The following is an 18692-nucleotide window of genomic DNA, read 5'->3' on the forward strand; positions in this document are numbered from 1 at the left end:
GCTTACTCCGCCGCGATCTTGGCGGCGCCGGAGGCCACGGCCGCACATTCGGCCATGGTCACGCTGGCGCGCGCGATGGGATTGGTCAGGTGGAAGGCCTTGATCGAGCCTTCATACGGCGCGTCGGAAAGCGCGCCGTCGCCGCCCAGGCCGGACAGGTCAAACACCGTCGGGATCGAGCCCGGGGCGAAGTCGATCTGGCCGAAGGTCGGGTGGTCGGCGAACAGCTTGGTCCGCAGTTGGTCCAGGCTGTCATAGGGCAACTTTGTCCCGACATGCTCCGACAGGGCCCGCAGGATCGACCAGTCTTCCTTGGCCTCGCCCTTGGGGAACACCGCCCGCTCGCCCATCTGGACGCGGCCTTCGGTGTTCACATAGAGGCCGTTCTTCTCTGTATAGGCGGCCCCTGGCAGGATGACGTCGGCCTTGTGGGCGCCGGCGTCGCCATGGGTGCCCAGATAGATCTTGAAGGCGTCCGAGGCGGCGGTCTCGCACTCGTCGGCGCCCAGCAGGAACAGAACGTCCAGCGCGCCCGGCTTGAGCATCTGGCCGGCGGTCAGACCACCCTCGCCCGGCACGAAACCCAGGTCCAGGCCGGCCACACGCGCGGCGGCGGTGTGCAGCACGTTCCAGCCATTCCAGCCTTCACGCACCACGTTGAAGCTCGTGGCGACAGCGGCGGCGGCCTTCAGCACGGCGGCGCCGTCGGTGCGGGTCAGGGCGCCTTGGCCGATGATGATCGCCGGGCGTTGGGCGTTCTTCAGGGCCGCGACGAAGTCGGACTGGCTGTCGGCCAGGCCCGACAGGGTCTGAGAGCCGGCGCCGAGGTAGTCGTAGTCATAGGTCTGGTCGCCGCGCTCGCCGATCACGCCGACGCGCAGCTTGCCGGCGATCCACTGCTTGCGCAGGCGGGTGTTGAGCACCGGCGCCTCGACCTTGGGATTGGCGCCGACCAGCAGGATGACGTCGGCGTTCTCGATACCGGCGATGGTCGAATTGAACAGCCAGCTCTCGCGCGGGCCATTGCCAAGGGTCAGGCCGTCCTGGCGGGCGTCGAGGTTCTTGACGCCCAGGGCGGTGAACAGGTCCTTGGTCGCCTTCAGGCTCTCGGCGTCCTGCAGGTCGCCGGCGATCACGCCGATGCGTTCGGGCGACGTCGCCTTGATCTTCGCGGCCACAGCGGCGAACGCCTCGCCCCAGCTGGCGGGCTGCAGCTTGCCGGCGACGCGGACATAGGGACGGTCCAGACGCTGGCGCTGCAGGCCGTCGACGGCGTAGCGGGTCTTGTCGGAGATCCACTCCTCGTTGACGTCCTCGTTGACGCGCGGCAGCACGCGGAGCACGGCATTGCCACGGGCGTCGACGCGGATAGCCGAGCCCAGGGCGTCCATGACGTCGACGCTCTCGGTCTTCTTCAGCTCCCAGGGCCGCGCCTCGAAGGCGTAGGGCTTGGAGGTCAGGGCGCCGACCGGGCACAGGTCGATGACATTGGCGCTAAGCTCGGACGTCACCGCCGCGCCCAGATAGGTGGTGATCTCAACGTCTTCGCCGCGCGAGATCAGGCCGATCTCCGGCGAGCCGGCCACCTCGGTGATGAAGCGGACGCAGCGCGTGCACTGGATACAGCGGGTCATCGCCGTCTTGATCAGCGGGCCCATGGCCTTCTCTTCGACCGCCCGCTTGTTCTCGTGATAGCGGGTGTCGTCGCGGCCATAGCCCATGGCCTGGTCCTGCAGGTCGCACTCGCCGCCCTGGTCGCAGATCGGGCAATCCAGCGGGTGGTTGATGAGCAGGAACTCCATCACCCCCTCGCGGGCCTTCTTGACCATCGGGGTCTTGGTGAAGATCTCCTGGCCCTCGGCGGCCGGCAGCGCGCACGACGCCTGCGGCTTGGGCGGACCGGGCTTCACCTCGACCAGGCACATCCGGCAGTTGCCGGCGATGCTCAGGCGCTCGTGGTAGCAGAAGCGCGGGATCTCTTCCCCAGCCAGTTCCGCCACCTGCAGAACCGTCATGCCGGGTTCGAACTCGACCTCGACGCCGTTGACCTTGGCGATAGCCATAATCGTTTACTCCGCCGCGATCAGGCTGGCGCCCTGCACGTGCAGGCGACCGGTGCGATAGGTTGCGATCCGGTCTTCGACCTCGTGGCGGAAGTGACGGAACAGGCCCTGGATCGGCCAGGCGGCCGCGTCCCCGAGAGCGCAGATCGTGTGACCCTCGACCTGGGTCGTGACGTCCAGCAGGGTGTCGATCTCTTTGGGATCAGCCTCGCCGGTGGCCATGCGCTCCATGACCCGCCACATCCAGCCCGTGCCTTCGCGGCACGGCGTGCACTGGCCGCAGCTCTCGTGCTTGTAGAAGTAGCTGAGGCGGGCGATGGCGCGGACCAGGTCGGTGTCCTTGTCCATGACGATCACGGCGGCGGTGCCCAGGCCTGACTTCAGATTGCGCAGGGCGTCGAAGTCCATCGGCAGATCTTCGCACTGCTCGGCCGGGATCATCGGCACGGACGAGCCGCCCGGGATCACGGCCTTCAGGTTGCCCCAGCCCCCGCGAACGCCGCCGCAATGGTCTTCCATCAGCTGGCGGAAGGGGATGCTCATCGCCTCTTCCACGTTGCAGGGCTTGTTCACGTGGCCGCTGACGCAGAACAGCTTGGTGCCCGCATTGTTGGGACGGCCAAAGCCGGCGAACCAGCCGGCGCCGCGGCGCAGGATCGTGCCCGCGACGGCGATGCTCTCAACATTGTTGACCGTGGTCGGCATGCCGTAGAGGCCCGCGCCGGCCGGGAACGGCGGCTTCAGGCGCGGCTGGCCCTTCTTGCCTTCCAGGCTTTCCAGCAAGGCCGTCTCTTCGCCGCAGATATAGGCGCCGGCCCCGTGATGGACATAGAGGTCGAAGTCCCAGCCGTGGACATTGTTCTTGCCCACCAGCCGCGCGTCATAGGCCTGCTTGATGGCGGCCTCGAGCACTTCGCGTTCGCGGACATATTCGCCGCGAATATAGATGTAGCAGGCGTGGGCCAGCATGGCCCGCGAGGCGATCAGGCAGCCTTCGATCAGCAGGTGGGGATCATGGCGCATGATCTCCCGGTCCTTGCAGGTGCCCGGCTCGGATTCGTCGGCGTTGACGACCAGATAGTGCGGACGACCGTCCTTCACTTCCTTGGGCATGAACGACCACTTCAGGCCGGTGCCGAAGCCCGCCCCGCCCCGGCCGCGCAGGCCGGAGTTCTTCATGTTGTCGATGATCCAGTCGCGACCCGCGTCCAGGATATCCTTGGTGCCATTCCAGCAGCCACGCGCCTTCGCACCCTCGAGACCCCAATCCTGGAGCCCGTAGAGGTTGGTGAAGATGCGATCCTTGTCTTCGAGGATACCGACCATGACTCAGCTTTGCGGATCGAATGGATGGGCGCGCACATAGCGCGTCCGACGATAGATGACATAGGCGAAAAGCAACCAGGCGGCGCCAATCGTCACAAGACCCGTGGGTACGGCCCAGGCTGGCGCCCCGGCGACCTGCCGACCCCAGATCAGCAGCAGCACGCCGATCAGGCTGGCCATCATCCCGACGGCCCGTTCGCCCCGATAAAGACCCCGGAGGGTCTTCACATAGGCCACGCGCTTCTGGACGAGGACGGGGTCGGCGGCGATCATCAGGCGGCGGGCTCCGGCGCCGGGGCCGGGGCCGCCGAGGGCAGGTTCGGGATCGTGATCCTCTGGGCCAGCGAGCCGTCGTACAGCGAAGGATCGATCAGGGTCTGGATCGCGCCCTTGGGCTCCGAGGCCTTGCGGCCGTCATAGCTGCCCGGCTGCGGCGACTTGCCGGCGGCGAAGTCGTCGAGGATCTGGGCCAAGCTCTCCGGCGTCAGGTCTTCGTAATAATAGTCGTTGATGGCGGCCATCGGCGCGTTGCAGCAGGCGCCCAAGCACTCGACCTCTTCCCAGCTGAACTTGCCATCGGCCGAGACGTCATTGGCTTGCCCGATCTTGGCCTTCAACACCGCCTTGAGATCCAGCGCGCCGCGCAGCTGGCACGGCGTGGTGCCGCACAGCTGAACGAAAGCGAGCTTGCCGACCGGCTGCAGTTGGAACATCACGTAGAAGGTCGCGACCTCCAGCACGCGGATGACCGGCATGGTCAGCTGGCGGGAAATCTCCTGGATGGCGGGCTCGGAAACCCAGCCCTCCTGCTTCTGCGCCAGCCACAGCATCGGGATCACCGCCGACTGCTTGCGCTCGGCGGGATATTTGGCGATCCACCAGTCGGCCTTGACCTGGCTCTCGATCGAGAACGCGAAGCTGGCGGGTTGTTCCTTGGCGAGGCGACGGACACTCATTGGGGGGCGATCATCGGGCGAAATCCACGCGGGCGATCTTGCCGCCCTTGAAGGTGTAGATGGCGGCGACCTGGAAGGGCGGCTCGCCGTTGCCGCGGTCGACGTGTTCGTGATCGATCACGTTCGCGCCCACCACGATGCGGTTGAGAAGCTTGGCCTGGTTGCCGGGGAAGTCGGCGAAGGTCTTGGCGTAGAAAGCGCGATAGGCCTCGATGCCCGAGCGCGCCACCTCTCCGTTCAGCGTGGCGACCACCACGTCATCGGCGAAGTGGGCGCAGTGCGCGTCCAGATCCTGGGCGTTATAGGCGTCGAGCTGCGCCTGGACGATTGCTTCCAGGCTCAACGGTCGACCTCGCCGAACACGATGTCGAGCGACCCCAGGATCGCCGAGACGTCGGCCAGCTGGTGGCCGCGGTTCATCCAGTCCATGGCCGCCAGGTGCGAGAAACCGGGCGCCTTGATCTTGCAGCGATAGGGCTTGTTGGTGCCGTTGCTGACTAGGAACACGCCGAACTCGCCCTTGGGCGCTTCGACGCAGGCATAGACCTCGCCTTCCGGTGTGCGGAAGCCTTCGGTGTAGAGCTTGAAGTGATGGATCAGGGCTTCCATCGACCGCTTCATCTCGGCGCGACGTGGCGGCGCCACCTTGTTGTCCTCGGTCATCACCGGGCCGGGCGTTGCGCGCAGCTTTTCGATGGCCTGCAGGATGATCTTGGTGGACTCTCGCATCTCCTGCATCCGGCACAGATAGCGATCGTAGCAGTCGCCGTTCTTGCCCAGCGGGATGTCGAACTCGAAGTCGCTATAGCCCTCATAGGGCTGGTTGCGGCGCAGGTCCCAGGCGATGCCCGAGCCGCGCACCATCACGCCCGAGAAGCCCCAGGCCAGCGCGTCTTCCTTGGTGACCACGCCGATGTCGACATTGCGCTGCTTGAAGATGCGGTTGTCGGTAATCAGGCCTTCGATGTCGTCGCAGATCTTGGGGAAGGCCTTGGCCCAGGTCTCGATGTCGTTGATCAGCGAGGGGGTCAGGTCCTGGTGGACGCCGCCGGGGCGGAAATAGTTGGCGTGCAGGCGCGAGCCCGAGGCGCGCTCATAGAACACCATCAGCTTTTCGCGTTCTTCGAAGCCCCAGAGCGGCGGCGTCAGGGCGCCGACGTCCATGGCCTGGGTCGTCACGTTCAGCAGATGGTTCAGCACCCGGCCGATTTCGCAGTACAGCACGCGGATCAGGCTGCCGCGCTTGGGTACGTCCACGCCCAGCATCTTCTCGATGGCCAGGCAGAAGGCATGCTCCTGGTTCATCGGCGAAACATAGTCGAGGCGGTCGAAGTAGGGGATGTTCTGGAGGTAGGTGCGGGCCTCCATCAGCTTCTCGGTGCCCCGATGAAGCAGGCCAATATGCGGATCGACGCGCTCGACGATCTCGCCGTCCAGCTCCAGCACCAGGCGCAGCACGCCGTGCGCGGCCGGGTGTTGCGGGCCAAAATTGATGTTGAACTTCCGAACGGGCGTTTCCGGTATGGTCGCCGGAAGCGTCGCTTCATCACGGAAGAAGTCGGTCGCCGCAGCGGGCGATGTTTGGCCGGTCATGGCGTCTCGCCTTCCTTACGCGGTTCGATACTGAGCGAGACGAGCAGCCCGGCCATCAGCAGGACCACGCCAAGCAGCGTGATGATCGTGGTGGCCACGCTCCACGACTGGCTGATAGCCGCCTGCGAAAGGGGCAAGGCCAGCAGCACGGAGGACGCCCCGAGCAGCGCGCTGCGCAGCTCGGCCACTTCCATTCGCCGGATGCTGGCGCCGATCGCCAGGGTGATGACCGAGATCATGATCGCCACTCCCAGCATCTTGTTCTGCTCGGCTGAGATCACCGGCGCCTTGGTGAACCAGCCGGTCAGCCTCATGCCGATCGTCATCAGGAAGGCGGTCGAGAACGCGACCAGAAAGAACGCAGTGGCGGAACGAAACGTCGGTCGACGTAAACCCATGATCAAGCATCCCCTGCTCTCTTTTCAGCCTTCTCATCGCCGGGCAAGGCATACTTGGCGCCCTCCCAAGGCGAGAGGAAATCGAACGCACGGAACTCGGTAATCTTCACAGGTTCATAGACGACGCGCTTGAGCTCGTCGTCGTAACGAACTTCCACATAACCGGTCATGGGGAAGTCTTTCCGCAGCGGGTGGCCGTGGAAACCGTAGTCGGTCAGGATCCGGCGAAGGTCGGGGTGACCCTCGAAGAAGATCCCGTACATGTCGAACGCCTCGCGCTCGAACCAGTCAGCCACCGGGAACACTGGCGTGGCGGACGGAACGGGGGTGTCCTCGTCGGTCTGGACCTTGAAGCGGACGCGGTGGTTCTTGATCAGCGACAGCAGGTGATAGACGACGTCGAACCGACGCTCGCGCTCCGGGTAGTCGACGCCGCACAGGTCCGCCAGCTGGTGAAAGCGCAGGTCCGCGTGATCGCGCAGATAGGTCAGCGCCTGCACCACCCGGTTGGATGGGCCCAAAAGGTTCAGCTCGCCGAACGCCACGTGGAAGGTGGTGATCGCGCCGCCCGAATTGGTGACGATCATTTGGCCTAGGGCTTCGAGCGGCGACAAAGCGGCTTCGGCAGCGACGGTCTCGGCAGGAACAACGTCGGTCATCGCTCGATCGTCCCCGTACGACGGATCTTCTTCTGCAGCTGCAGCACGCCATAGACCAGGGCCTCGGCGGTGGGCGGGCAGCCCGGCACATAGATGTCGATCGGCACGATCCGGTCGCAGCCGCGCACGACGCTGTAGCTGTAATAGTAGTAGCCGCCGCCATTGGCGCAGCTGCCCATCGAGATGACGTAGCGCGGCTCGGGCATCTGGTCATAGACCTTGCGCAGGGCCGGAGCCATCTTGTTGGTCAGGGTGCCGGCGACGATCATCACGTCCGACTGGCGCGGGCTGGCCCGGGGCGCGAAACCAAAGCGCTCCAGGTCATAGCGCGGCATGGCCGAGTGCATCATCTCGACGGCGCAGCAGGCCAAGCCGAACGTCATCCACATCAGGCTGCCGGTACGGGCCCAGGTGATCAGGTCGTCGGCGGCGGCCGTGACGAAGCCCTTGTCGGCCAGCTGGCCCGACAGACCGTCGAAATAGGGGTCGTGCAGCTTGGGGTCATAGCCCTCGACCGTCGACCGGCCGGCGGAGCCAGCAGGGACGAGAGGCGAGCTGTTGGCGGGAACGATCACTCCCATTCGAGGGCGCCCTTCTTCCATTCGTAGATGAAGCCGACGGTCAGCACGCCCAGGAAGCTCATCATCGACCAGAACGCGAAGGCCGCCACGTCGTGCGGCAGCTTCATCAGCGAAACCGCCCACGGGAACAGGAAGGCCACTTCCAGGTCGAAGATGATGAACAGGATCGAGACCAGGTAGAAACGCACATCGAATTTCATGCGCGCATCGTCGAAGGCGTTGAAGCCGCATTCGTAGGCGGACAGCTTTTCAGGGTCCGGCGCCCGAGGCGCAAGCACCGCGGCGGCGAGGATAAAGGCGATGCCGATAACCGCCGCAATCCCGAGGAAGATCACGATCGGCAGATATTGGAGAAGGAAGGCGTTCATGACAGCCCTTGGCTTGAATCGAGCGGGTTGTAGCCCACTGCCGCCGACGCTTCAAACGCCTGCGACACATTGAGAAACGATCGCAACAATTATTCACTCACAGCTTCCACGACATGGCCGTTGACACACCCATCAGCGCGACATATCAGACGCCCCTCGCCGCACGGCGGGTCGCACTTCGCTTCGGCGAGGCCCAATGCGGATGTAGCTCAGTTGGTTAGAGCGCCGGCCTGTCACGCCGGAGGTCGCGGGTTCAAGTCCCGTCATTCGCGCCACCTTCCCTGAAGTTGGACGCTGCCCACCCTGGAGGCTTGTCTATGGACGACCGCGCCGGACAGTTCTGTTCGCGCCCGACGCGGATGTAGCTCAGTTGGTTAGAGCGCCGGCCTGTCACGCCGGAGGTCGCGGGTTCAAGTCCCGTCATTCGCGCCACCTTCTCCCTCCCGCGCCCTGAAGTCCAAAGCCGATCTAGGCGGTTCGTCGCTTACCAAGCCCTCAGTAGTAGCGCGGGATAGGGCCCGGATGCGGGGTCGGCGCCTGGAATTCGAAGAACACCTCATCCACAAAGCACCAACCCCAGCCTTCCGGCGGATCGTAACCCTCGGTCATCGGATGGCGCGTGGCCTTGAAATACTGGGTGGCGTGCTTGTTCTTCGACTGGCCGCAGCAGCCGACGTGACCGCAGGTCCGGCAAAGGCGCAGGTGCAGCCATGCGTCGCCGGACTTCAGGCATTCTTCGCAGCCGTGGGTCTGGGGCGTGACGACGGCGTTACCGTCCAGATGCTTGCAGTTCAGCGCCATGATCGACCCCGCTCGCCGCGTGCGCGGCCCTGGAGAGTAGTGCGCGGATCAGGCGCGTTCGCCTAGCGCGATCCGCGCGCCTTGAGGTTGGGCCTTCGCATCACGATCTAGCCTGCATGTCGCACGCTCATTCCCTGCCCTTTTCCGTCCTCGATCTGGCCCCGGTCCCGCAAGGAATCAGTGTCGGCCAGGCCCTTCACAACAGCCTGGACCTGGCGCGCCACGCCGAAGGCCTCGGCTATCACCGCTACTGGCTGGCCGAGCATCACAACATGCCAGGCATCGCCAGCGCCGCCACGGCCGTGGTGATCGGTCACGTGGCTGGCGGCACCAAGACGATTCGGGTCGGATCGGGCGGCATCATGCTGCCCAACCACGCCCCCCTTATGGTGGCCGAGGCCTTCGGCACCCTGGCCGCGCTCTATCCCGGCCGAATCGATCTGGGCCTAGGTCGCGCGCCGGGCACCGACCAGCCGACCATGCGCGCCCTGCGCCGTTACATGGGCGCCGTCGATTCGTTCGCCCAGGATGTGGTCGAGCTGCAGGCCTGGTTCAAACCCGCTGTTCCGGGTCAATTGGTTCGCGCCGTGCCTGGCGAAGGCCAGGACGTGCCGCTTTGGCTGCTGGGCTCCAGCACCTACAGCGCCCAACTGGCGGCGGCGCTCGGCCTGCCCTTTGCCTTCGCGGCCCATTTTGCGCCGGATCAGCTGATGGAGGCCATCGCCATCTATCGGCGCACCTTCAAGCCGTCCGAGGCCCTGGCCCAACCCTATGTCATGATTTGTATCGGGGTCTGCGCGGCCGACACCGACGCCCAGGCGCGCCGGCTGTCCACCTCGTCCCAGCAGCAGTTCCTGGCGCTGCGGCGCGGCCAACCCGGGCTGTTGCCGGCCCCGGTCGACGACATCCGGGCCATCGCGTCGGAAGCCGAACTGGCGGGCCTGGATCATACCTTCCGCTATTCGGCGATCGGCTCGCCGGAAACCGTCCGCGCCAAGGTGCAACAGGTTCTGGACGCCACGGGCGCCGACGAACTGATGGCCGCCTCGCAGATCCACGATCACGAGGCGCGCCGACACTCCTATGAGATCCTGGCGCGGGTCCGCGGCGACCTGGTCCAGGCCGCCGCCTAACGTTTCTATTGCGGGGGAAAGGTGTGCTCGACGGGATCGGCAAAGGCCGAGCAGCCGGTGAGGCCGCCATAGATCGCCGACAGCTTGCGGAACACCGGGTCCCAACCGTGTCGCTCCTCGGCCCGCAAGCGCGCGGCCTGGCCCAGGGCCGGCAGGTCACGCGCGAACACCGACTCGATGGCTTCGGCGAAGACGCGGGCTTCCGACGCGGTGGCCAGGGCGCCGACGGTCTCGTCCACCGACTCGGCCACGCCGCCGGCGTCCACGCCGATCACTGGCAAGCCGCAGGCCATGGCCTCCAGCACGATGAGGCCGAAGGGCTCATTGTCATTGGCGTGCACGAAGGCATCGCAGCTGGCCAACACCGCCGCCAGGCCCTGCGGGTCGCGCTCATAGTCCAAACAGATCACCCGGTCGCTGGACGGCGCCCCCGCCCCCGCGCCGACGAACAGCAGCACATAGGGGTCGCCCAGGCGCTCCACGGCCTCGACCAGCACGTCCAGCTTCTTTTCCTTGGCCGGCCGCCCGGCGAACACCAGGATGCGGTGACGGCTGGTCAGGCCCAGCCTGCGCCGCAGAGCCTCGCGGTCGCCCCGTGCGGGATTGAAGATCTCTGTATCGACGCCGAGCGGCAGGCCAATGGCGTTCTTGACGCCAGCCTCGATCAGCCGTCCGGCGATGAACTGGCTGGGCGCCACGGCCTGGTCGAACTGGCTGTAGATGGCCGCCCAGCGCTTCTGCACCGGCTTTTCGGCCCATTCGCCGATGTGGAGCGCGGCGAGCGCTCCAAGGTCGGTGTGGCAGAAGCCCACGACCGGAACACCCAGGGCGTCCCCCGCCTTCAGGGCCGCCAGACCCGGCGTATACGGATCGCCGGCCTCGATGATGTCTGGCCGCTGACGAATCAGCCGCTCCATCCAGGCGCCCTTGACCACCGGCCAGCGGTAGCCATCGCCAAACGGCAGGGGCGCGGCGTAGATCGACACCCGGCCATGGCCGTCGTGCGCGTCGCGCGGCCCAGGCACCACCAGGGTGTGACGAACCTGGGGGCGATTCGCCGCGATCCAGGCGCGCTTGCAGTTCAGATAGCGCCGCACCCCGCCGCTGCGGGGGGCATACAGCATGGTCGTATCGACCAGTCGAACTGGCTTTCCACCGGGCCGGGCGGCCCGAAACAGGGATTGTTCAGCCTCGTTGAACGCCGAGAGCGGATCAAACCTCAAATCCATAACGCCGGAACCTCGCTTGTCGCCCTCGATCGCAGCGACGGCCGTAGAGCCTTTAAGGCACTCACGGGGACGGAGGTTCCTCCGAAGCTGGACCGCTGTCTAGCGGTCGCAGCGCGACGCGGCGAGACAGCCGCCGCCGGGGTGCTTTTCGGACGGGCCGTTGACGCTTATGGCAGGGCTCGACAGTACCGGGTAGGCAGTTATGTTCGTTTAGGGTCGAGGGCGTGATGGCGCGGTTTCTGTTCACCACCTGGGAAGGCGGCGGCCACGTTCAGCCGATGCTGCTGGTCGCCCGCGATCTCATGACGCTCGGTCATGACGTTCTGGTGCTCAGCGACCCGTGCAACTGTCTGGACGCCGCGGCCTTGGACGTACCATTCGGCGCCTGGACGACCGCGCCGTTCCAGACCGGCAAGAGCCGCGATGATGACCGTCTGAGGGATTACGAGGCCGACAATCCGCTGGCGGTGATCCAGCGACTTCTGGACCGGGTCATGACGGGCCCGGCCCTTGCCTACGCCACTGACACCTTGGCGGCGATCGACGCCTTCGCGCCGGACGTGATCGTGTCGCAGGAACTGCTAACGGGGCCCATGGCGGCGGCAGAGGCGCGCGGACTGCCGCTGGCTCTGCTGGCCGCCAACATCTGGTCGCTGCCGACAATGGCCGGCGCCCCGCCGTTCGGGGCTGGCATGCTACCCGCGACCAGCGACGAGGAACGCGCCATGCACGCGATGGTCGGCCAGATGAGCCGCACCTTCTTCCAGGCGGGACTGCCCGACCTCAACGCCGCCCGCGCCGCGCTCGACCTGCCGCCGCTGAACGATGTGTTCGACCAATTGAATGTCGCAAGGTCCATCCTCCTGGCCACCAGCCAGGCCTTCGACTTCGCGCCCAGCCCCCTGCCCGCGCCGTTCGTCCATGTCGGTCCCTATCTGGCCGACCCAACCTGGGTCGAGCCATGCGCGCCGCCGGCCGCCGGCGGGCCGCTGGTGGTGGTCTCGTTTTCAAGCCTCTACCAGGCCCAGGAGGCAGTCTTGCGCGAGATCATCGCCGCCCTGGGGACGCTGGCGGTACGCGCGGTGGTGACCACGGGACCGGCGATCGATCCTGCCGAGTTCGAGGCTGCCGACAATGTGGCGGTCGTCCGCAGCGCGCCGCACGGGCGATTGCTGGCCCAGACTGCCCTGTTTATAACCCACGCCGGCCATGGCTCCACTCTGCGACCGCTGATGGCCGGCGTGCCGCTGCTGTGCCTGCCCATGGGTCGCGACCAGCACGACAACGCCGCCCGTGTCACTCATCGCGGCGCGGGCCTGACCCTAGCCGCCGACGCCAAGGCGCCGGTCATCGCGGCGGCCGTGAACCGTCTGCTCAACGAGCCGCGCTTCAAGGTCCGGGCTCAGGCCTTGGGCGAGCGCATTCAGGCTGACGAAGCGGCGCGCTCGGCGGCGACGAGCCTGGAGATTCTGGCGCTCAAGCCGTGAACGATTCGGCGAAGGTGACGCGGTAGAAAGCGGTTTGCCGCCCATCGACGCCGAAGTCGTTGTCCGTGCACAAAACCAGTTCGCGGTCGGAGAGCACCGCCATGCCCTCCAGATCGGCGTCGATATCGGGCCAGTCGTCGGTTGACAGCACCAGTGTCTTTCGCAGAAGCCTCTCGGACAGTTTCACGCGATAGATCTTCGACGTGCGCGAGATCCGCTCAAGGATCAGAAGCTGACCGTCGCCGACCGCCACCGCCTCGGAAACCTTCAAGTCCTTGCTCCCGATGCGCCCCGCATCGCGGTCACGTCGGAAACTGTCCGCGGGATCGAGGGGGTAAAGGTGCTCGGCCAGCGCCATTCCCGTCGTGGCGTCGAGCGTCCAAAGCCGGACATATCCCACGGCGTCGGCTTCGGGATCGTCCTCGGCCGCCAACGGGCTCTGCAAGAGGACATAAAGGCGGCGCTCATCCGGCGACAGAGCGATGGCCTCGAACCCTCGGTTCAATCGTCGCCGGGCCGCCAAGGCCGGCAGAACCCCGATCACGGGATAGGCCGCGCCCATCAACCCCGCCTCCACGCCGGTCGGGACCCAGCGCGCCAAAACCTCGCCGTCGGCCGCCACTACCAGGATCGAGGGTCCATATTCATCGGCGACCCGGAAGGTCCCATCTTCCAAGGCGACGACCCCTTCGGTGTCGGCCCCAGCCAAATTCGCGCCCAGCGGCGCTCCGGCCAAGTCGAAGGCGGGTTCCATCGCCGCCGTGTCCCCGACAGGAAGAGGCAGCCCGCTGAACGCCGCGCCATGGCTGTCGCGTAACGGCAGTGTCCGCAACAAGGTGACACCGTCGCCCTCGAGGCGGATCTGGACCAGCGTCGGACCGATGTCCGTCCGCGGCATCAGCTTGGCGCCGTCGACGCCGCGCAGCGGCTTCAGACGCTTCAATCCATGATCGTCGATCGCGGCGTTGATCTTGATATTGGGTCCACGATCCCCGATCGCCCACAACACGCCCGGCGGGTCGCTCGCTCGGCGCGCCAAACCCGAGCCCAGGCCCAGAGTGATCCGCAGACGCCCGCGCGGCGTCTCGACGTCATCGAGGCGCAGATCGACCCAGTCGAGACGCGTGACGGCGATGGGCGGGTCAGGACGCGACATGATCGATCAGTGCGGGGCGATCATAGGGATGTCCACAGCGGTGGCGGGAAGATCCAGCGCGCGACTTGGTAATGGTGGGCGGTGAGGGGATCGAACCCCCGACCCTCTCGGTGTAAACGAGACGCTCTACCGCTGAGCTAACCGCCCCTCAGAACGATGATGTGGGAGATACACCGTCCTGCATGGAAAAAGGCGGGACGCCTCGCGGCGTCCCGCCCTCGAAATCTGTGTACTGGCCTAGCCGTTCAGCGTGGTCTTCAGACCCTCGCCGACCTGAAACCGGGCGGTCTTGGACGCCGGGCGATTGACGGTCTCGCCGGTGCGCGGGTTGCGCGCGGTGCCAGCGGCGCGCGCAACAGCCTTGAAGGTGCCGAAGCCCACGAGGCGAACATCCTCGCCGGATTTCAGCGACGTGGTGACCGCGTCGATAAAGGCTTCCAGAGCGTCCTTCGCCTGATTCTTGTTGATGCCCGCCTTTTCGGCGATCGCCGTGACGAGTTCGGCTTTTGTGGTCATGTTGTTCTCCCAGCCATGAAAGCGGCGGCGCTGGCTACAGCTTACGCCGCTTCGCTCGGGCGGGAGTATGCGGGGTTCAGACGGCTCGTCAAACGAAGGCGGCGCGGAAATACTCCGCGCCGCCTAAGTTATCAACAATAAGTTACTGTCAGTGGGTCAGAACAGCGTCGCTATCGCCCTCTTCAACCTTCGCAGTTGCAGCAATTGGCTCATCCTCTTCCCGCCACTCGATTGGGGTGAGCGGACCGGTAAGCGCGTGTTTCAGCACTTCGTCGATCGCGGAGACTGGGATGATTTCCAAACCATCCTTCACGCTTTGCGGGACTTCGGCCAGATCCTTCTCGTTCTCCTGAGGGATCAGGACCGTCTTCACGCCCGAGCGCAACGCCGCCAGCAGCTTTTCCTTCAGGCCGCCGATGGCCGTCACCCGGCCACGCAAGGTGATCTCGCCAGTCATGGCGATGTCCTTGCGGATCGGAATGCCGGTCAGCACCGAGACCATGGCCACGGCCATGGCGGCGCCGGCCGACGGACCATCCTTGGGGGTCGCGCCGTCAGGAACGTGGATGTGGACGTCGGTCTTTTCAAAGATCGGCGGCTTGACGCCGAAATGGGTGGCCCGCGAGCGCACGTAGGACTGAGCCGCCGAGATCGACTCCTTCATCACGTCCTTGAGGTTGCCGGTCACTGTCATGCGACCCTTGCCCGGCATCTTCACGGCTTCGATGGTCAGGATCTCGCCGCCATATTCCGTCCAAGCCAGGCCGGTGACGATGCCGACCTGATCGACCTCGTCTGTCTCGCCATAGCGGAACTTCTGGACGCCAGCATATTTCGCCAGACGCTCATCGTCGATGGTGATCGAGGTGACCTTTTCGCGACCCAGGTCACGGACCGTCTTGCGCGCCAGGCCGCTCAGTTCGCGCTCGAGCGACCGCACGCCAGCTTCTCGCGTGTAGTAGCGGATCAGGTCCCGAATGGCCTTTTCCGGCACCACGAATTCGGTCGTCTTCAGGCCGTGGTCCTTCATCAACTTGGGCAGCACGTGGCGCTTGGCGATCTCCAGTTTCTCGTCCTCGGTGTAGCCGGGGATGCGGATGATTTCCATGCGGTCCAGCAGCGGCTGGGGCATGTTGAGGCTGTTGGCCGTGGTGACGAACATCACCTGGCTGAGGTCGTAGTCGACTTCCAGATAGTGGTCGCCGAAGGTCGAATTCTGAGCCGGGTCGAGCACTTCGAGCAGGGCCGAGGACGGGTCGCCGCGATAGTCGCTGCCCATCTTGTCGATCTCGTCCAGCAGGAAGAAGGCGTTGGTGGTTTTGGCCTTCTTCATGGTCTGGATGATCTTGCCGGGCATCGAACCGATATAGGTGCGCCGGTGACCACGGATCTCCGCCTCGTCTCGCACGCCGCCCAGCGAGATGCGGGCGAACTCGCGCCCGGTCGCCTTGGCCAGCGAACGGCCCAGCGAGGTCTTGCCGACGCCCGGAGGACCGACGAGGCACAGGATGGGCCCTTTCAGCGAGCCGGTGCGAGCCTGGACAGCCAGATATTCAAGGATACGTTCCTTGACCTTCTCCAGGCCGTAGTGGTCCTCCTCGAGCACCGCCTCGGCCTCGTTCAGATCGATTTTCTTGGTCTTGGCCTTGCCCCACGGGATCGACAGCATCCAGTCCAGATAGTTGCGGACCACGGTGCTTTCGGCCGACATCGGGCTCATGTTGCGCAGCTTCTTCAGTTCGCCCTCGGCCTTGGTCCGGGCTTCCTTGGACAGCTTGGTCTTCTTGATGCGCTTTTCGAGCTCGATCAGTTCGTCGCGCTGATCGTCAGGATCGCCCAGCTCGCGCTGGATCGCCTTCATCTGCTCGTTCAGGTAATATTCGCGCTGGGTCTTCTCCATCTGGCGCTTGACGCGCGAGCGGATCTTCTTCTCGACCTGCAGCACGGAGATCTCGCCCTCCATCAGGGCGAAGACCTTCTCCAGGCGTTTCACGATGTCGAAGATTTCCAGCAGGTTCTGCTTGTCGCCGATCTTCACCGACAAATGCGCGGCGATGCTGTCGGCCAGCTTGCCCGGCTCGGCGATCTGCGGGATCGAGGCCAGGGCCTCGGGCGGCACCTTCTTGTTCAGTTTGACGTAGTTCTCGAACTGCTCGACGACCGCGCGCGACAGGGCCTCGGCTTCGGGGCCAACGCCTTGGTCCTCGTTCACCTCGCCGACCTGGGCCTCGTAATAGGCCTCCTGGTCGGTGAAGCGCACCACGGCGGCGCGGCCCTTGCCTTCGACCAGCACCTTGACGGTGCCGTCGGGCAGTTTCAGCAGTTGCAGAACGGTGGCCAGAACGCCGACGTCATAGATGTCGGACGGCGAGGGGTCGTCGTCGGCCGAGTTCTTCTGGGTGACCAGAAGGATTTCCTTGCCGCCGCGCATCACCTCTTCAAGGGCGCGCACCGACTTGTCGCGGCCGACGAACAGCGGAACCACCATGTGCGGGAACACGACGATGTCCCGCAGGGGCAACACAGGAAGGGTACGAATCTCGGACATGATGCCTTTATACTCCTGGCCGTCGCGTTTTCTCGCGTTCAGCCACGCGGGCCGCCGTCACCCAGACGATGCGCCTGAGTCGTACGACCCGTCCGCCCGGGACTGAGCGGATGTTCGTTATTTATGTGGACCTTTTGCAACACGGTTCAAGCGCACTCGCCTCGTAGCGGCGACGGGTCGCGGTTTGGCGGCCAAGGTGCAACGCCCATGCCCCCTGGCGACCTTGGCTGTGCACGAACCTTGCCAATTTTATTGCCGAGACGCCTAAGTCGTTTCGTCGATAGTTCGCGGCGCCTGTCGCGGTGTCGATGGCGGCGTGTCGGAAAGAGCCTGGTGTGACGAAAAGAGCGCGCCCGGCAAGCCGAGCGCGCCCGATTTCGCAGCGAACGTCAGTGAGGTTAGGCCGAAGCCGCCCCACCCTTCTTCTCGGCGTAGATCAGCAGCGGCTGGGCCCGGCCTTCGACGACCTCGGCATTGACCACCACTTCCTCGACACCCTCGTAGTTGGGCAGTTCGAACATGGTCTCCAGCAAGATGCCTTCCATGATCGAACGCAGGCCGCGCGCGCCAGTCTTGCGCAGGATGGCCTTCTTGGCGACGCCATGCAGGGCGTCGTCGGTGAAGGTCAGGCCGATGTTCTCCATCTCGAACAGGCGCTGGTACTGCTTGACGAAGGCGTTTTTCGGCTCGGTCAAAATCTTCACCAGGGCGACCTCATCGAGGTCTTCCAGGGTGGCTATCACCGGCAGACGGCCGATAAATTCCGGGATCAGACCGAAGCGCTGCAGATCGTCCGGCTCGACATTGCGCAGGATCTCGCCCGTGCGACGCTCTTCCGGATCCGCCACCTTGGCGCCGAAGCCGATCGACTTGCCTTGGCCGCGCGCCGAGATGATGCGCTCCAGGCCCGCGAAGGCCCCGCCGCAGATGAACAGGATGTTGGTTGTGTCAACCTGCAGGAATTCCTGCTGCGGATGCTTGCGCCCGCCCTGCGGCGGCACGGAGGCCACCGTGCCTTCCATGATCTTCAGCAGGGCCTGCTGCACGCCCTCGCCGGACACGTCGCGGGTGATTGACGGATTGTCAGACTTGCGGCTGATCTTGTCGATTTCATCGATATAGACGATGCCGCGCTGAGCCCGCTCGACGTTGTAATCGGCGGCCTGCAGAAGCTTCAGCACGATATTCTCGACGTCTTCACCCACATAGCCGGCTTCGGTCAGGGTGGTGGCGTCGGCCATCGTGAATGGCACGTCGATGATTCGAGCCAGGGTCTGGGCCAGCAGCGTCTTGCCCGTACCGGTCGGACCGACCAGCAGGATGTTGGATTTGGCCAACTCGACATCGTTGTTCTTCGAAGCGTGGTTCAGGCGCTTGTAATGGTTGTGCACAGCAACCGCGAGAACCTTCTTGGCGTGACTTTGCCCGATCACGTAATCGTCCAGGACTTCACAGATCTCGCGCGGCGTGGGCACGCCATCCTTGGACTTCACGAAGGCGATCTTGTGCTCTTCACGGATGATATCCATGCAGAGTTCGACGCATTCATCACAGATGAACACCGTCGGACCCGCGATGAGCTTACGCACCTCGTGCTGGCTCTTCCCGCAGAAAGAACAGTACAGGGTGCTCTTGGTGTCGCCGCTCGCGGCTTTCGTCATGGTCGCTTCTCACGCTAGGGCGGTCCAGGCCAGAACCGGAACCGCCGACTCCTATGCGCCCAACTCGCCACCGAAGCGGCAGGTTATACGCCGGGAGTTGTCTAATCCTTGACATTCCCCGATCCGGACGCACCGCACAAGCCTTGGAGCCGTTTTACAGCCCCCAAGTTCGTGGATGGTGTGTGCGGTTTCATGGAATTCTTCTCTAAGATGGCGT

General features: G+C 65.0%; 18 protein-coding genes and 3 tRNA genes. 4 read left to right on the forward strand and 17 right to left on the reverse strand.

Annotated features, from left to right (window positions below):
* Positions 1-2: 2 nt before the first annotated feature.
* From nuoG to ACP694_RS09625, 10 genes are read right to left on the reverse strand one after another with little or no spacing between them, the layout of a single operon-like run.
* Complete coding sequence (gene nuoG, locus ACP694_RS09580) at positions 3-2063, reverse strand: NADH-quinone oxidoreductase subunit NuoG (protein ID WP_426011902.1); 2061 nt, start codon at positions 2061-2063, stop codon at positions 3-5.
* A gap of 6 nt (positions 2064-2069) precedes the next feature.
* Positions 2070-3389 (reverse strand): NADH-quinone oxidoreductase subunit NuoF, encoded by a 1320-nt coding sequence (nuoF, locus tag ACP694_RS09585; RefSeq protein WP_426011903.1) that lies wholly within the window; start codon positions 3387-3389, stop codon positions 2070-2072.
* Positions 3390-3392: 3 nt separating this feature from the next.
* Positions 3393-3662: a hypothetical protein gene (locus tag ACP694_RS09590; protein WP_426011904.1), complete on the reverse strand. Its 270-nt coding sequence runs from the start codon at positions 3660-3662 to the stop codon at positions 3393-3395.
* On the reverse strand, positions 3662-4345 hold the full coding sequence (gene nuoE / locus ACP694_RS09595) for an NADH-quinone oxidoreductase subunit NuoE (RefSeq protein WP_426011905.1): 684 nt from the start codon (positions 4343-4345) through the stop codon (positions 3662-3664). The genes ACP694_RS09590 and nuoE overlap by 1 nt, the downstream gene beginning before the upstream one ends.
* 10 nt (positions 4346-4355) lie before the next feature.
* Entirely contained in the window at positions 4356-4688 is a 333-nt protein-coding gene (locus tag ACP694_RS09600; RefSeq protein WP_426011906.1) for a nuclear transport factor 2 family protein, read from the reverse strand.
* Complete coding sequence (locus ACP694_RS09605) at positions 4685-5938, reverse strand: NADH-quinone oxidoreductase subunit D (protein WP_426011907.1); 1254 nt, start codon at positions 5936-5938, stop codon at positions 4685-4687. The genes ACP694_RS09600 and ACP694_RS09605 overlap by 4 nt, the downstream gene beginning before the upstream one ends.
* Positions 5935-6336 (reverse strand): hypothetical protein, encoded by a 402-nt coding sequence (locus ACP694_RS09610; protein WP_426012549.1) that lies wholly within the window; start codon positions 6334-6336, stop codon positions 5935-5937. Before ACP694_RS09610 ends, ACP694_RS09605 begins: the two co-directional genes overlap by 4 nt.
* Positions 6337-6338: 2 nt before the next feature.
* On the reverse strand, positions 6339-6995 hold the full coding sequence (locus ACP694_RS09615) for an NADH-quinone oxidoreductase subunit C (protein WP_426011908.1): 657 nt from the start codon (positions 6993-6995) through the stop codon (positions 6339-6341).
* A complete protein-coding gene (locus tag ACP694_RS09620; protein ID WP_426011909.1) occupies positions 6992-7597 on the reverse strand; it encodes a NuoB/complex I 20 kDa subunit family protein in 606 nt (201 codons plus the stop codon). Before ACP694_RS09620 ends, ACP694_RS09615 begins: the two co-directional genes overlap by 4 nt.
* Positions 7567-7944, reverse strand: coding sequence for an NADH-quinone oxidoreductase subunit A (locus ACP694_RS09625; RefSeq protein ID WP_426011910.1), 378 nt, complete (start codon positions 7942-7944; stop codon positions 7567-7569). The genes ACP694_RS09620 and ACP694_RS09625 overlap by 31 nt, the downstream gene beginning before the upstream one ends.
* A 198-nt stretch (positions 7945-8142) precedes the next feature.
* On the opposite strand from ACP694_RS09625, the gene ACP694_RS09630 reads away from it, so the two are divergent.
* Both ACP694_RS09630 and ACP694_RS09635 read left to right on the forward strand, forming a co-directional pair.
* Positions 8143-8219: transfer RNA gene (locus tag ACP694_RS09630), tRNA-Asp, on the forward strand.
* An 80-nt stretch (positions 8220-8299) separates the two neighbouring features.
* Positions 8300-8376 (forward strand) — tRNA-Asp (locus ACP694_RS09635).
* Positions 8377-8439: 63 nt separating this feature from the next.
* On the opposite strand, the gene ACP694_RS09640 is transcribed toward ACP694_RS09635, so the two are convergent.
* Positions 8440-8745 (reverse strand): UBP-type zinc finger domain-containing protein, encoded by a 306-nt coding sequence (locus tag ACP694_RS09640; protein WP_426011911.1) that lies wholly within the window; start codon positions 8743-8745, stop codon positions 8440-8442.
* 116 nt (positions 8746-8861) lie between these two features.
* Here ACP694_RS09640 and ACP694_RS09645 point away from each other — a divergent pair, with 116 nt between their 5' ends.
* On the forward strand, positions 8862-9878 hold the full coding sequence (locus ACP694_RS09645; RefSeq protein ID WP_426011912.1) for an LLM class flavin-dependent oxidoreductase: 1017 nt from the start codon (positions 8862-8864) through the stop codon (positions 9876-9878).
* Between the two features lie 5 nt (positions 9879-9883).
* On the opposite strand, the gene ACP694_RS09650 is transcribed toward ACP694_RS09645, so the two are convergent.
* A complete protein-coding gene (locus ACP694_RS09650) occupies positions 9884-11107 on the reverse strand; it encodes a glycosyltransferase family 4 protein (RefSeq protein ID WP_426011913.1) in 1224 nt (407 codons plus the stop codon).
* A gap of 227 nt (positions 11108-11334) precedes the next feature.
* On the opposite strand from ACP694_RS09650, the gene ACP694_RS09655 reads away from it, so the two are divergent.
* Positions 11335-12594, forward strand: coding sequence for a glycosyltransferase (locus ACP694_RS09655; RefSeq protein WP_426011914.1), 1260 nt, complete (start codon positions 11335-11337; stop codon positions 12592-12594).
* Here ACP694_RS09655 and ACP694_RS09660 read toward each other — a convergent pair.
* From ACP694_RS09660 to clpX, 5 genes are all read right to left on the reverse strand, one after another.
* Positions 12584-13750: an esterase-like activity of phytase family protein gene (locus tag ACP694_RS09660; RefSeq protein ID WP_426011915.1), complete on the reverse strand. Its 1167-nt coding sequence runs from the start codon at positions 13748-13750 to the stop codon at positions 12584-12586. The genes ACP694_RS09655 and ACP694_RS09660 overlap by 11 nt on opposite strands.
* 72 nt (positions 13751-13822) lie before the next feature.
* Positions 13823-13897: transfer RNA gene (locus ACP694_RS09665), tRNA-Val, on the reverse strand.
* A gap of 90 nt (positions 13898-13987) precedes the next feature.
* The gene (locus ACP694_RS09670; RefSeq protein WP_007676465.1) at positions 13988-14266 is read right to left on the reverse strand and encodes an HU family DNA-binding protein; all 279 of its coding nucleotides are present in this window, start codon (positions 14264-14266) and stop codon (positions 13988-13990) included.
* A 148-nt stretch (positions 14267-14414) separates the two neighbouring features.
* Positions 14415-16814: an endopeptidase La gene (gene lon / locus ACP694_RS09675; RefSeq protein ID WP_426011916.1), complete on the reverse strand. Its 2400-nt coding sequence runs from the start codon at positions 16812-16814 to the stop codon at positions 14415-14417.
* Positions 16815-17212: 398 nt separating this feature from the next.
* Entirely contained in the window at positions 17213-18475 is a 1263-nt protein-coding gene (gene clpX / locus ACP694_RS09680; protein ID WP_426011917.1) for an ATP-dependent protease ATP-binding subunit ClpX, read from the reverse strand.
* Positions 18476-18692 lie beyond the last annotated feature (217 nt).

The organism is Caulobacter sp. DWR2-3-1b2 (genome assembly GCF_049896345.1).
In the GTDB taxonomy this organism is placed as follows: Bacteria; Pseudomonadota; Alphaproteobacteria; order Caulobacterales; family Caulobacteraceae; genus Caulobacter.

Bases quoted from the DNA above. Each gene is read 5' to 3' on its own strand.
- lon (WP_426011916.1), bottom strand. From the start codon at position 16,814: ATGTCCGAGATTCGTACCCTTCCTGTGTTGCCCCTGCGGGACATCGTC.
- ACP694_RS09640 (WP_426011911.1), bottom strand. From the start codon at position 8,745: ATGGCGCTGAACTGCAAGCATCTGGACGGTAACGCCGTCGTCACGCCC.
- nuoE (WP_426011905.1), bottom strand. From the start codon at position 4,345: ATGAGTGTCCGTCGCCTCGCCAAGGAACAACCCGCCAGCTTCGCGTTC.
- ACP694_RS09670 (WP_007676465.1), bottom strand. From the start codon at position 14,266: ATGACCACAAAAGCCGAACTCGTCACGGCGATCGCCGAAAAGGCGGGC.
- ACP694_RS09655 (WP_426011914.1), top strand. From the start codon at position 11,335: ATGGCGCGGTTTCTGTTCACCACCTGGGAAGGCGGCGGCCACGTTCAG.
- ACP694_RS09620 (WP_426011909.1), bottom strand. From the start codon at position 7,597: ATGGAAGAAGGGCGCCCTCGAATGGGAGTGATCGTTCCCGCCAACAGC.
- ACP694_RS09605 (WP_426011907.1), bottom strand. From the start codon at position 5,938: ATGACCGGCCAAACATCGCCCGCTGCGGCGACCGACTTCTTCCGTGAT.
- ACP694_RS09590 (WP_426011904.1), bottom strand. From the start codon at position 3,662: ATGATCGCCGCCGACCCCGTCCTCGTCCAGAAGCGCGTGGCCTATGTG.
- ACP694_RS09625 (WP_426011910.1), bottom strand. From the start codon at position 7,944: ATGAACGCCTTCCTTCTCCAATATCTGCCGATCGTGATCTTCCTCGGG.
- ACP694_RS09610 (WP_426012549.1), bottom strand. From the start codon at position 6,336: ATGGGTTTACGTCGACCGACGTTTCGTTCCGCCACTGCGTTCTTTCTG.
- ACP694_RS09650 (WP_426011913.1), bottom strand. From the start codon at position 11,107: ATGGATTTGAGGTTTGATCCGCTCTCGGCGTTCAACGAGGCTGAACAA.
- ACP694_RS09645 (WP_426011912.1), top strand. From the start codon at position 8,862: ATGTCGCACGCTCATTCCCTGCCCTTTTCCGTCCTCGATCTGGCCCCG.
- nuoF (WP_426011903.1), bottom strand. From the start codon at position 3,389: ATGGTCGGTATCCTCGAAGACAAGGATCGCATCTTCACCAACCTCTAC.
- ACP694_RS09660 (WP_426011915.1), bottom strand. From the start codon at position 13,750: ATGTCGCGTCCTGACCCGCCCATCGCCGTCACGCGTCTCGACTGGGTC.
- clpX (WP_426011917.1), bottom strand. From the start codon at position 18,475: ATGACGAAAGCCGCGAGCGGCGACACCAAGAGCACCCTGTACTGTTCT.
- ACP694_RS09615 (WP_426011908.1), bottom strand. From the start codon at position 6,995: ATGACCGACGTTGTTCCTGCCGAGACCGTCGCTGCCGAAGCCGCTTTG.
- nuoG (WP_426011902.1), bottom strand. From the start codon at position 2,063: ATGGCTATCGCCAAGGTCAACGGCGTCGAGGTCGAGTTCGAACCCGGC.